This window comes from Blastococcus sp. VKM Ac-2987 (genome assembly GCF_026967805.1).
Lineage (GTDB): Bacteria > Actinomycetota > Actinomycetes > Mycobacteriales > Geodermatophilaceae > Blastococcus.
Genome location: NZ_JAPVBG010000003.1, coordinates 866,466 through 878,906 on the forward strand (window position 1 = coordinate 866,466; position 12,441 = coordinate 878,906).

Here is a 12,441-nt window from a genome sequence, read left to right on the forward strand (position 1 = left end):
GGGCGCATCGAGGGGGCTTCCGCGGCGCCGGTCCGCTCGTCCCGTGCGGACGCCGCCACCGTCCGCCCTCCGGCGCCTGGGACGGCCGATGACCGATGGCCGACCCATCGCGGCCTCCGTCGCCTGGTGACACTCCTGTTGATGGCGCCGACGTGCGCATGTGTGGGTGCAGACCCCCGTCCGCGCCGTCCTTGGCCTCCGGTCCGAGGCAGGGACAGCGTCACCGGAGGGGGGACAGGGTGACCACGTCCGCCTGCGAGGGGGTACGTCCGCGGGCTGAGGCCATATCCGTTTGCCACGTCGCGCGGTGCCTGCGAGGTTCCCGGTATGCCGCTCCGGGGCGTGGACCCACCGTTCGATCAGCTCCTGGCCACAGCAGAGGCAGTAGCCCGGGCACGGCCCGAGGTGGATCTCGAGATGGCTCGTGAGGTGTTCCACGAGGCGGCCACCCTGCTCCACGACGGCCTCGCCCTCGACGGTCTCGACGAGCACGACGCACGTGCTGTCGTCTCCGGGCTCAGCGCCGATCTCGTCGTCGAGGATCCCGGCGCCGCGGTGCGCGCACGTTCCCAGGCCGTGTCGGAGCATCCTGGCGATCTGCACGATCCAGAGGGTGTGTCCGCTTCCTACCTCGTCGCGGCAGCGATCCTCCAGCTCTGAGTCCCCGGAGGTGTCCAGCGACGAAGCTCCCCTGTCCCGTGAGCCGTGGAGGCGGCCATGTCTCGGTGTACGAGCCGACCTGCTGGACAGGCCCGGGCGGCCCCGGTCGACAGCGGGTGGCCCGAGCGGGAGCATCCGGTCACATGGACGCCCCTGCACCGCATCGCTTCGTCGCCCGCGTCATCGAGGAGGCCGAGAACAAGATCCACGAGGACAGCGTCGCCCGGCAGTTCGGTTTCCACGGCGCGCTGGTGCCCGGGGTCGAGCTGTTCGCCCGCACCACCACACCCCTGGTCGCGGCCTGGGGGGCGACGTGGCTGTCCGAGGGGCGGATCGACCTGCGCTTCCGCCGGCCGGTGTACGACGGCGAGGAACTGCTCGTCGACGTGACCGATGGCCGGTTGACGGTCGCCGGCTCGGACGGCGACGTGCGCTGCCTGGGATCGGCCGATCACACGGCGGACCGCCCCGGCCTGGCCGGACTCGCGGAGGCGCCGGTTGCGGACCAGCCGGTGGTCGACCCGGTCGTCGGGCCGTTCGGCAGCCTCCACGCGCAGCGCACCGTCGAGGAGAACGAGTGGTACCTGGATGCGATCGGCGAGCCGCTGCCGCTCTACCGGGAGGAACGGTGGGCGCACCCCGGCCTGCTGCTGCGGCTGGTCAACGAGCTGCTCAGCAGCAATGTCGCCCTCGGACCGTGGATCCACACCGCGAGCCACTGCCACTTCCTCGGCGTCGCCCGATTGCCCGCGCACATGGCGGTGCACGGGCGCGTGACCGACGTCGGCCGGCGCGGCCGGCATGACGAAGTCCGGTTCGACGCGTTGGTCCTGGCCGGCGCGGAGCCCGTGATGCGGGTTCACCACACCGCGCTCTACCGGTTGTCCACCGAGGCATGACATCCCGAGCCGACCCAGCCGTCCAGCTCTCGCGCCGCGCGGCAGGTTCACGACGACGCCCTGGAGTCAGCGCGGGAGCGTGCTCGGGCAACCGAGCGGCGTAGGGCGTGCGAGGCGTTCGATCCGCACGGCCCTCCGCCGACGCGGCGACCACCCGGGGCCCGGTCACCACGGTGACCGGGCCCCGTCGTCGTTCGGCCCGCAGGGCGGGCCTGCGCCGGATCAGGGGCCGGCGAAGACGCCGTCGCCGAGGCCCTCGGAGCGACCGGGGGCCGGATCGGCGTAGCGACCGGCCTCCTGGCGGGCGACGACGAAGTGGTGCACCTCGTCGGGTCCGTCGGCCAGGCGGAGGGTGCGCTGGCTGGTGTACATGTTGGCCAGCGGCGTCCACTGCGACACCCCGGCGGCGCCGTGGATCTGGATGGCCTGGTCGATGATCTGGCACACCTTCTCCGGCACCATCGCCTTCACCGCCGAGACGTAGACGCGGGCCTGGGAGTTGCCGAGCACGTCCATCGCCTTGGCGGCCTTCAGCACCATGAGCCGGCAGGCATCGAGCTCGATGCGCGCCCGCGACACCAGCTCCATGTTCTTGCCGAGGCTCAGGATGGGCTTGCCGAACGCCTCCCGGAACTTGCCCCGGCGGATCATCAGCTCGAGCGCCTTCTCGCCCTGGCCGATGGCACGCATGCAGTGGTGGATGCGCCCGGGCCCCAGACGCACCTGGCTGATCTCGAAGCCACGGCCCTCGCCGAGGAGCATGTTGGCGGCGGGCACGCGCACGTCGGTGAACCGGATGTGCATGTGGCCGTGGGGGGCGTCGTCACGGCCGAAGACCTGCATCGGTTCGAGCACGGCGACACCGGGGGTGTCCATCGGGACGAGGATCTGCGACTGCTGCGCGTGCGCCGGCGCGTCCGGATTCGTCTGGCACATGACGATCATGATCTTGCAGCGGGGATCCCCGGCCCCGGAGATGTAGAACTTCTCGCCGTTGAGGACGTACTCGTCGCCGTCCCGCACCGCCTGGAGCCGGATGCTCTTGGCGTCGGAGCTGCCGACGTCGGGCTCGGTCATGGCGTAGGCGGAGCGGATCTCGCCGTTGAGGAGCGGCTCCAGCCACTGGGCCTTCTGCTCGGGGGTGCCGACGCGCTCGAGCACCTCCATATTGCCGGTGTCGGGGGCCGAGCAGTTGAGCGACTCCGAGCCGAGCGGGTACTTGCCGAGCTCGACGGCGATGTAGGCGTAGTCGAGGTTGCTCAGGCCACCGACCTCGGAGTTGGGCAGGAAGAAGTTCCACAGACCGGCCTCCTTGGCCTTGGTCTTCGCCCCTTCGAGCGCCTCGAGCTGACCCGGCGCGTACGACCACGGGTCGGGGTGCCCCGCGCCGAGCCGGAAGTACTCCTCCTGCATCGGCGCGACCACGTCCTGGAGGAACCGGACGACGCGGTCGTAGAGCGGGCGGGCCTCCTCGCTCATGCGCAGGTCGAACAGCTCCGTCGGCTCAGCGGTCTGCATTCGGTGTCCCTCTCGGCTGGTTCGTTCGGCGGCAGGGTGGTCCTACCGGAAGCGCGGCGAGGAGCGGCAGCAGCGACACGGATCCGGTGGGACGGGGAATCGAGCGTGGCACAGCGGGCGGTCAGCCGCTCGACCCGGACCGGACCGGTCGCCGGAGCGAACGTCGTGGACCTCGGTGTTCCGGGTGGCTCGGGTCACCGTGCGCACGTCGACACCGGGCACCCGAGCAGCGGGAGCGACCGTCCCGACGACAGCGCTCGGGGGTCCGGTGGACCCGGCGCCCCGGGACCGATCAGTTCTGGCTCGCCCTACTGCTGACCGGCCGGCTCCCGGTCGGTGTCGGCGACCGGGACCCCGGGTGAGGTGGGCGGCAGTCCGTTGGAGTGGGGGATCTCGTGGAGGTGGGCGATGACGGCCCGCCGGACCTGCGGGTCCAGCGTCGAGGTGTAGGGCTCCCGGCGCAGCTCGCGCACCAGGTTGACGCAGATGGCGATGAGCACGACCACGAAGGGCGTCGCCACCAGGATGGTGGCCGACTGGATGACGGTCAGGCCACCGGCGAGGGTGAGCGCTGCGGCGACGGCCGCGATGCACACGCCCCAGAGGATGACCACCGCGCGGGCCGGCGAGGTCGTGCCCCGCTGCGAGAGCATGCCGAGGACCATGGAGGCGGAGTCGGCGCTGCTGACGAAGAACAGCGTGATGAGCACCATCACGAGCAGCACGGTGAGCGTCACCAGCGGGAACTCGTCGAGCAGGGCGAACAGCGCGCCCTCGGTGCCGTCGTCGAGCAGGGCCTGGCTGAGCTCGGCCTGGCCCGTGAGCTCGAGGTGGGTGGCGGTGCCGCCCAGGACGCCGAACCACACGATGCTGACCATGGTCGGGACGATCATCACGAAGGTGACGAACTGCCGGATCGTCCGGCCGCGGGAGATGCGCGCGATGAACGTCCCCACGAACGGCGTCCAGGACATCCACCACGCCCAGTAGAACAGTGTCCACCCCGCGAGCCACTCCTGCCCGCCCCAGGCGCCCGCGGCCAGGCTCATGGCGGGCAGCGCCGCCAGGTAGTCCCCGGTGGCGTCGGTGATGGTGTTGAAGAGGTGCGTGGTCGGGCCCAGCACGAAGACGAAGGCCACGAGCAGCGCGGCGAGCACGACGTTGGTGTTGCTGACCAGCTTGATGCCCTTGTGCACGCCGCTGACCGCGGACAGGACGTAGAGCAACGCCAGGCCGGCGATGATGGCCACGGCCACGCCGTTGTTGCGCGGGACGCCGTAGTTCGCCGCCAGACCGCTGTTGACCTGCAACGCGCCGAGGCCGAGCGAGGTGGCCGCGCCGAAGACCGTGGTGAAGATGGCGAGGATGTCGACGGCGCGGCGGACGCCCGTGCGGTTCTCGCTCACCAGTGGGACGACCGCGGAGCTCACCAGGCTCGGCCGCCCCTTGCGGAAGACGCCGTAGGCGAGGGCCATCGCCATGACGGCGTACATCGCCCAGGGGTGCAGACCCCAGTGGAAGATCGTGTACTGCAGCCCCAGTCGGGCGGCCTCCGGGGTCCCGCCCTCCTCGAGGCCGAGCGGGGCGTCCGCGAGGTGGGAGAGCGGCTCGGCGACGCCCCAGAAGAGCAGACCGATGCCCATGCCGGCCGCGAAGAGCATGGAGATCCACGAGCCCGTGCTGAACTCCGGCCGCTCGTCGTCCTTCCCCAACCGGATGCGCCCGTAGCGGGACAGCGCCAGGAACCCCGCGAGCGCGACGAAGCCGGAGCTGGTGACGACGAATACCCAGCCGGCGTTGGTGATGACCGTGCCGAACGCGGTGCTCACGGCACTCGAGAGGCTGTCGCTGGCGAGCACTCCCCACAGGGCGAACCCCACCACCAGCGCCAGGGAGACGCCGAAGACGACCCGGTCGGTCTGCGGCCGGGCTACGGGCTCCCGCGCAACGGCCGATTCGGTGCCGGTGGCCGGACCGCCCTTCGGCTCGGCACTCGAAGAACTGGAGGGCGAGGCCTGCTCACGACCCGAGTGCTCCATGTGCCTCTCCTAGCCTGTTGCGTAGTGCGACACTCGCTGCGCATGAGGGAACCAGACGCTCCAGAACGGAACAAGAGGCCCGAGTGACTTTCGCCACAGGAACCGCGTGACCGAACCCTGTGTGGCGGAGCGGTGACAGGAGGAACCGGGATTCGGTCGTGCCGAGGAGGCTCCGTCGACCCCGCCGGCCCACGCATTCCGCTGATCCGGGCCGGAGCGACCGGCCCCGACCACGGCGCGACGCTGATCGCCGAGCGCGGCGCCGACCGGTCCACCCGTCGCCCGCTGTGCGCGCCCCGGCGTGCTCCGCCGGACCATCCGCCGCAGCGGCCGGAGCCGGCGCAGGCCGGGGTGTCCCGCCGTCTCCGTGGCGCTCCCTCGTCCGCCGCCCCGAGGCGGCGGACGGTCAGGACTGCGTCAGGACGGCCGAGCGCAGCTGTCGGCGCCAACGGGTGAACAGGCGGGGTTGATTCATCCCGAGAACGGCGACGGGTTGCCCGTGGCGTTCGTAGACCACCAGGAAGCTGCGGTCCGCGCAGCTGCCCTCCAGCACGCGGGCGACGTCGCCGTCGCGGCGCGATCCCGCGAACTGGATGCGGGCGCCGTACTGGTCGGACCAGAAGTAGGGCACGGGCGTCGTCGTCGGTCCACCGGTGCCCAGCAGGGCGGCGGCCGCGGTGGCCGGCTGCTCGAGGGCGTGGGTCCAGTGCTCGATGCGGACGTGTCGCTCCGCGGCGGCCGACCACGCCGCGGCGCAGTCGCCGACGGCGACCACGCCCGGGATGTTGGTGACGCAGCGCGCGTCGGTGAGCACGCCGTTGCCGAGGGCCACGCCGGAGTGGGCCAGCCACTCGATGTTGGGTGTGGCGCCGATCCCCACGAGCACCACGTCCGCGGGCAGGCGGGTCCCGTCGGTCAGTTCGACGGCCTCGACCCTGCCGGCGCCGACCAACCCGGCGACCCCGGTGCCGGTCAGCAGGCGGGTGCCGTGATCGGCGTGCAACCCGGCGCACACCGCGCCCATCTCTGCGCCCAGCGGGCCGGCGAGCGGGACGGGCTGGGTCTCGACGACGGTGACCTCCAGCCCGAGCGCGCGGGCTGTGGAGGCGACCTCCGCCCCGATGAAGCCGGCGCCGATCACCACCAGGCGTCCGGCGGCGGCCAGTTCCTCGCGCAGGGCGATCGCGTCGTCCAGGGAGCGCAGCACGTGCACCCCGTCGAGCCCCTCGCTGCCGGGCAGGCGTCGGGCGCGGGCACCCGTGGCGAGAACGACGCCGTCGGCGCGGATCTCGCTGCCGTCCTCGAGCAGCACCGAGCGGCTGAGGTGGTCCAGGCCTACCGCCGTCGTGTGCAGCCGCCACTCGAGCCCGAGGTCCTCGTCGTCGGGTGCGCCCAGGGTGATGTCGTCCAGCGAGGCCGTACCGGCCAGGAACTCCTTGGACAGGGGTGGGCGGTCGTAGGGGGCGTGCGCCTCGTCGCCGATGACCACGATGCGGCCGTCGTAGGACTGGTTCCGGAGTGCACGGGCGGCCGAGAGGCCGGCGAGGGAGGCCCCGACCACGGCCACCGTGGGGCTCATGCGGCACCGTCCGTGGCGGCCGCCGGCTGCACGTAGATCATGCCGTCCTGCACGACCACCCGATGGGTGCGGACCGGGGTCTTGGCCGGCGGTCCGGACACCTTCCCCGTGCGCAGATCGAAGCAGGACGCGTGCAGGGGGCACTCCACGGCGCAGCCGTCCAGCCAGCCGTCGGCCAGGGAGGCGTCCTGGTGCGTGCACGTGTCGTCGATCGCGTAGAAGTCGCCGTCGACGTTGAAGACGGCGATGGGCTCATCGGCCTCGACTCGAGCCGCCTCACCGGGCGGCAACGCGGTCGTGGGGCAGACCGGGATCATGGACGCTCCAGCCATAGATGTTGCGGGCTCCGCAACGCTGCGCTGATAGCGCAACAGCATGGGACGGAGTTGCCCTGCTCGTCAAGAGCCGGGGAAGGGGATGTGCCCCCGTCTACGCTGAGGTCATGAATGGGCCGCAGGGTGAGAACGCGGATCGGGGCTCGGTCGCCGTCGTCCAGTCCGTCGACCGTGCGCTGACCGTCCTGGAGATCCTGGCGGCCCAGGGCGAGGCCGGTGTCACGGAGGTGGCCGCCGAACTCGGGGTGCACAAGTCCACGGCCTTCCGGCTGGTGGCGGCGCTGGAGAGCCGGGGGTTCGTCGAGCAGCTGACCGACCGGGGCAAGTACCGGTTGGGCTTCGGCGTCGTGCGCCTGGCCGGCGCGGCCGCCGCGCAGCTGGACATCGCCCGGGAGGGGCGGCCCATCTGCGAGGCGCTGGCCGCGGATCTCGAGGAGACGGTCAACATCGCCATCCTGGACGGCGACCGCGCGGTGAACGTCAGCCAGGTTCGTGGGCCGGCGGCGCTCAGCACGCACAACTGGGTGGGGCAGGGCACCCCCTTGTACGCGACGTCGAGCGGGAAGGTGCTCCTGGCCCATGCCCCCGACCCCGTCCGCAAGGACCTGCTCTCCCGGGAGATGCAGCGCTTCACCGCAGCCACGATCACCGATCCCGAGGCGCTCCGGCAGTGCCTGGACCGGATCGTCGAGCAGGGGTGGGGCTGCACCGTCGAGGAGTACGAGGTCGGGCTCAACGCTCTCGCCGCGCCTGTCCGGGGCGCGGACGGAGACGTGATCGCAGCCCTCAGCGTCTCGGGGCCGGCCTTCCGCATGGACCCGGAGGACTTCCCCCGGCTGGCTCGGCGGGTGGTGTCGGCCGCGGACGAGCTGAGCCGGAAGCTGGGCTTCTTCGGCCAGCTCCGCTGATCGAGCGGGTTCCGGCGGCGACGGCGGGCAGGACGTCGTCCTGACCTCGCCGGTTCCCCCGCGTGCGGGGTTGGCACGCGGGGCGCACGGGGTGGCCGTTGTCCGGGAGCGGGGTCGACGCTGCGCGTCTCCGCGCTGAGCTGTCGAATTGTTGCGCCTGACGCGAGCGGCTGAGTAATGTGCAACACATCCGGTCGTCAGGAGTTCGCTGGCGGACGACGACCGTGGCTAGTCGCAGACCTGAGTCGTCCCGACTTCCGGCGTCCCTCCGGTCGCCGACGCAACCCGAGGTGCCGCATGACCACCACCGAACAGCCCGCGAGCCTGATCTCCACGCTGCCGGGCCGCTACTACACCGACCCCGCCGTCTTCGCGCTGGAGCAGTCGCACGTCTTCGAGGACATGTGGTTCTGCGCCGTGCGATCGAGCGACCTGCCGACGCCCGGCTCATTCCAGAAGGTCCAGGTGGGCAGGGAGAGCGTGCTCGTGGTCCGCAGCCGGGACGGGCAGCTGCGCTCGTTCCTCAACATCTGCCGGCACCGCGGTGCACAGATCTGCACGGAGGACTCCGGTGCGGTGAAGCGGGCCTTCCAGTGCCCGTACCACGCGTGGACCTACGACCTCGAGGGCAAGCTGATCGCGGCCCCCAACCTGACCAAGATGCCCGACATCGACCGGATCGAGTACGGCCTGGTCCCGGTGGCGTTGCGGGAGTGGCTGGGGTATGCGTGGGTGTGCCTGGCGAAGGAGCCCCCGTCCTTCGAGGACGACGTCGTGGGCGCCGTCGTCGAACGTCTCGGGAGCGTGCAGGCGATCGACGGCTACGAGATCGATTCGCTTTCCGTGGGGCGCCGCGTCACGTACGACGTAAAGGCGAACTGGAAGCTCATCATCGAGAACTTCATGGAGTGCTACCACTGCGCGACGATCCACCCGGAGCTCACCGAGGTGCTCCCCGAGTTCGCCGACGGGTACGCGGCACAGTTCTTCGTCGGGCACGGCGCCGAGTTCGGGGACGACGTCAAGGGCTTCACCGTCGACGGCAGCGAGGGTTTCGACCGGCTCCCGGGCGTCGACGAGGACCAGGACCGCCGCTACTACGCCATCACGGTCAAGCCGACGGTCTTCGTCAACCTGGTGCCGGACCACGTCATCTTCCACCGCATGTTCCCGGTCTCGGCCGACCGGACGATCGTGGAGTGCGACTGGCTGTACACGCACGACGTGGTCGAATCGGGCAGGGACGTGACGCGCTCGGTGGAGCTGTTCCACCGGGTCAACGAGCAGGACTTCGCCGCGTGCGAGCGGACCCAGCCGGCCATGTCCTCCCGGGCATACGCCAACGGCGGCGTCCTGGTGCCCTCCGAACACCACATCGGTGCCTTCCACGACTGGCTGACGTCGCGCCTGTCGGTCTGAACCGGGCACCTGTCGCTGCGGGGCCGGGAGGCCGACGTCCTCCCGGCCCCGCAGCGCGTGCCCGTGGCCGGCGGGCGGGACGCCGTCCGCCGCCGCCGCCAGGATCGGTCGCCCGCCAGGCTCACTTGTCCAGCACCACGACCGGGCGCAGCACCTCGCCCTTGTGCATCTTCTCGAAGGCGGCCTCGACGTCGTCCAGCCCGATCGTCCCGGAGACGAAGGCGTCGAGGTCGAAGCGCCCCTGCAGGTAGAGGTCGACCAGCATCGGGAAGTCGCGGCTGGGCAGGCAGTCGCCGTACCAGGAGGACTCGACGGCGCCGCCGCAGCAGCCTCCCTGCTGGTCCCGGCCCCCGTCCCGGCGCCGCCCCGGGCTGGTGGGGGCGGGCGGACGGGGCCTGCTACGAGCGGTGGGGCGGGGAGGACGTCTTCGGCGCCCCTTGACCCCGCCTGACGGCCACCCTACTGTGATGGACGACTGATATACCAGTCTCCGTCTCCCATTCCGAAGAGGAGGGACCCGGCATGGTCGTCGAGGTTGAAGAGGCCCTGCGGGCGCCGGCCGTTCCGGATGGGGTCCTCGACCGGTCACTGGCGGACACCGACCCGCAGGTGCACCGCGCGATCGCCGCGGAACTGCACCGGCAGCAGACCACGCTGGAGATGATCGCCAGCGAGAACTTCGCTCCGGTGGCCGTTCTGCAGGCGCAGGGCTCGGTGCTGACCAACAAGTACGCCGAGGGGTACCCGGGCCGGCGCTACTACGGCGGCTGCGAGCACGTCGACGTCATCGAGCAGCTGGCCATCGACCGGCTGAAGGACCTGTTCGGGGCCGAGTACGCCAACGTCCAGCCGCACTCGGGCGCGCAGGCCAATTCCGCGGCGATGGCGGCCCTGCTGGAGCCCGGCGACACGATCCTGGGGCTGGACCTGGCCCACGGGGGTCACCTCACCCACGGGATGAGGCTCAACTTCTCCGGGAAGCTCTACGACGTCGCGGCCTACCACGTGCGGGCCGACGACCACCTCGTGGACATGGCCGAGGTCGAGCGGCTGGCCCACGAGCGGCGGCCCCGGCTCATCGTGGCGGGCTGGTCGGCCTATCCGCGGCAGCTCGACTTCACCGGGTTCCGGCGGATCGCCGACGAGGTCGGGGCCTACCTGATGGTCGACATGGCGCACTTCGCCGGGCTGGTGGCCGCCGGGCTGCACCCGTCGCCCGTCCCGCACGCGCACGTGGTCACCTCGACCACCCACAAGACGCTCGGCGGGCCGCGCGGCGGCGTCATCCTCGCCACGGGGGACCTGGCCAAGAAGTTCAACTCCGCTGTCTTCCCCGGTCAGCAGGGCGGCCCGCTCGAGCACGTGATCGCCGCCAAGGCCGTCGCCTTCAAGCTGGCCGGCGAGCCGGCCTTCCGCGAGCGCCAGGAGCGCACCCTCGCCGGCGCCCGCTTGCTGGCCGAGCGGCTGCTGGCCCCCGACTCCCGCGAGGCCGGGATCGGCGTGGTCAGCGGCGGCACCGACGTCCACCTCGTGCTGGTGGACCTGCGGGAGTCGGAGCTGGACGGCCGGCAGGCCGAGGACCGGCTGCACGCGATCGGCATCACCGTCAACCGCAACGCGGTGCCCTTCGACCCCCGCCCGCCGATGGTCAGCTCCGGTGTCCGCATCGGCACCCCTGCCCTGGCAGCGCGTGGCTTCGACCTCGACGACTTCGCCGAGGTCGCCGACGTGATCGCCGCGGCTCTCCGGCCCTCGGTGGGCGAGGAGCGGCTCGCCGCACTCCGCACGCGCGTCACCCGGCTGGCCGACCGCCGTCCCCTCTACCCCCACCTGACGGAGATCCCCCGATGAGCCCCCGCACCCCCGGCGCAGACCTGCCGGAACACCCGGACTTCCTGTGGCGGAACCCCGAGCCGAAGCGGTCGTACGACGTGGTCATCGTCGGCGGGGGCGGGCACGGGCTGGCCACCGCGCACTACCTGGCGAAGAACCACGGCATCACCAACGTCGCCGTGGTCGAGAAGGGCTGGCTGGCCGGCGGCAACATGGCCCGCAACACCACGATCATCCGGTCCAACTACCTGTGGGACGAGAGCTCGGCGATCTACGAGCAGGCGCTCAAGCTGTGGGAGGGGCTCGAGGAGGACCTCGGCTACCCGATCCTGTTCAGCCAGCGCGGCGTGCTCAACCTCGCCCACACCCTGCAGGACGTCCGCGACAGCGTGCGGCGGGTCGAGGCCAACAAGCTCAACGGGGTCGACGCGGAATGGCTGGAGCCGGACGAGGTCCGCAAGGTCTGCCCGATCGTCAACACCTCCGCTGACATCCGCTATCGCGTCCTGGGGGCCACGTACCAGCCCCGGGCCGGCATCGCCAAGCACGACTACGTCGCCTGGGGCTTCGCCCGCCGCGCCTCTGAGGCCGGCATCGACCTCATCCAGGACTGCGAGGTAACGGGGTTCGCCACCGACGGCAACCGCGTCACGGGTGTGCGGACCACCCGCGGGGACATCGCGGCCGGCACGGTCGCCCTCTGCGCGGCCGGCCACACCTCGGTGCTCACCGACATGCTCGGCATCCGGGTGCCGGTGCAGAGCCACCCGCTGCAGGCGCTGGTCTCCGAACTGCTCGAGCCGGTGCACCCCACGGTCGTCATGTCCAACGCCGTGCACGTGTACGTCTCCCAGGCGCACAAGGGCGAGCTGGTCATGGGCGCCGGCGTCGACTCCTACAACGGCTACGGCCAGCGCGGCGCCTTCCACATCATCGAGCGTCAGATGGCCGCCGCCGTCGAGCTCTTCCCGGTGTTCGCGCGAGCGCACCTGCTCCGTACCTGGGCCGGGATCGTGGACACCAGCCCCGACGCCTCGCCGATCGTGGGCCGGACCCCGTACGACAACGTCTACCTCAACTGCGGCTGGGGGACCGGCGGGTTCAAGGCCACGCCCGGCATCGGCTGGGCCCTGGCGCACACCATCGCCCACGACGAGCCCCACCCGAACGTGGCGCCCTTCGCCCTCGACCGCTTCGTCTCCGGCGCACTCGTCGACGAGCACGGCGCGGCCGCCGTGGCCCACTGACCCA

11 protein-coding genes are annotated in these 12,441 nt (G+C 71.5%); 6 read left to right on the forward strand and 5 right to left on the reverse strand.

The window, feature by feature from the left end; genetic code table 11:
• The first annotated feature begins 405 nt into the window (after positions 1 to 405).
• Positions 406 to 660: a hypothetical protein gene (locus O2W17_RS19325; protein WP_269194080.1), complete on the forward strand. Its 255-nt coding sequence runs from the start codon at positions 406 to 408 to the stop codon at positions 658 to 660.
• 143 nt (positions 661 to 803) lie between these two features.
• The gene (locus tag O2W17_RS19330) at positions 804 to 1,559 is read left to right on the forward strand and encodes a hypothetical protein (protein WP_269194081.1); all 756 of its coding nucleotides are present in this window, start codon (positions 804 to 806) and stop codon (positions 1,557 to 1,559) included.
• A 222-nt stretch (positions 1,560 to 1,781) separates the two neighbouring features.
• Here the strand turns inward: O2W17_RS19330 and O2W17_RS19335 are convergent, their stop codons facing one another.
• The 4 genes from O2W17_RS19335 to O2W17_RS19350 all read right to left on the reverse strand — a co-directional run bounded on the left by O2W17_RS19335 (position 1,782) and on the right by O2W17_RS19350 (position 7,012).
• A complete protein-coding gene (locus O2W17_RS19335; protein ID WP_269194082.1) occupies positions 1,782 to 3,077 on the reverse strand; it encodes an acyl-CoA dehydrogenase family protein in 1,296 nt (431 codons plus the stop codon).
• A 308-nt stretch (positions 3,078 to 3,385) separates the two neighbouring features.
• Positions 3,386 to 5,116: a BCCT family transporter gene (locus O2W17_RS19340; RefSeq protein ID WP_269194083.1), complete on the reverse strand. Its 1,731-nt coding sequence runs from the start codon at positions 5,114 to 5,116 to the stop codon at positions 3,386 to 3,388.
• Between the two features lie 406 nt (positions 5,117 to 5,522).
• The gene (locus O2W17_RS19345) at positions 5,523 to 6,695 is read right to left on the reverse strand and encodes an NAD(P)/FAD-dependent oxidoreductase (protein ID WP_269194084.1); all 1,173 of its coding nucleotides are present in this window, start codon (positions 6,693 to 6,695) and stop codon (positions 5,523 to 5,525) included.
• Complete coding sequence (locus O2W17_RS19350) at positions 6,692 to 7,012, reverse strand: bifunctional 3-phenylpropionate/cinnamic acid dioxygenase ferredoxin subunit (RefSeq protein WP_269194085.1); 321 nt, start codon at positions 7,010 to 7,012, stop codon at positions 6,692 to 6,694. Before O2W17_RS19350 ends, O2W17_RS19345 begins: the two co-directional genes overlap by 4 nt.
• A gap of 125 nt (positions 7,013 to 7,137) precedes the next feature.
• Here O2W17_RS19350 and O2W17_RS19355 point away from each other — a divergent pair, with 125 nt between their 5' ends.
• Together O2W17_RS19355 and O2W17_RS19360 are read left to right on the forward strand one after the other, a co-directional pair.
• Positions 7,138 to 7,938 carry an IclR family transcriptional regulator gene (locus O2W17_RS19355; protein WP_269194086.1) on the forward strand — a complete coding sequence of 267 codons (801 nt, stop codon included), beginning with the start codon at positions 7,138 to 7,140 and terminating at the stop codon, positions 7,936 to 7,938.
• Positions 7,939 to 8,235: 297 nt separating this feature from the next.
• Complete coding sequence (locus tag O2W17_RS19360; RefSeq protein WP_269194087.1) at positions 8,236 to 9,357, forward strand: aromatic ring-hydroxylating oxygenase subunit alpha; 1,122 nt, start codon at positions 8,236 to 8,238, stop codon at positions 9,355 to 9,357.
• A 121-nt stretch (positions 9,358 to 9,478) separates the two neighbouring features.
• On the opposite strand, the gene O2W17_RS19365 is transcribed toward O2W17_RS19360, so the two are convergent.
• The gene (locus O2W17_RS19365; protein WP_269194088.1) at positions 9,479 to 9,622 is read right to left on the reverse strand and encodes a hypothetical protein; all 144 of its coding nucleotides are present in this window, start codon (positions 9,620 to 9,622) and stop codon (positions 9,479 to 9,481) included.
• A 257-nt stretch (positions 9,623 to 9,879) separates the two neighbouring features.
• On the opposite strand from O2W17_RS19365, the gene glyA reads away from it, so the two are divergent.
• On the forward strand, positions 9,880 to 11,208 hold the full coding sequence (gene glyA, locus O2W17_RS19370; protein ID WP_269194089.1) for a serine hydroxymethyltransferase: 1,329 nt from the start codon (positions 9,880 to 9,882) through the stop codon (positions 11,206 to 11,208).
• Entirely contained in the window at positions 11,205 to 12,437 is a 1,233-nt protein-coding gene (locus O2W17_RS19375) for a sarcosine oxidase subunit beta family protein (protein ID WP_269194090.1), read from the forward strand. Before glyA ends, O2W17_RS19375 begins: the two co-directional genes overlap by 4 nt.
• The last annotated feature ends 4 nt before the right edge of the window (positions 12,438 to 12,441 follow it).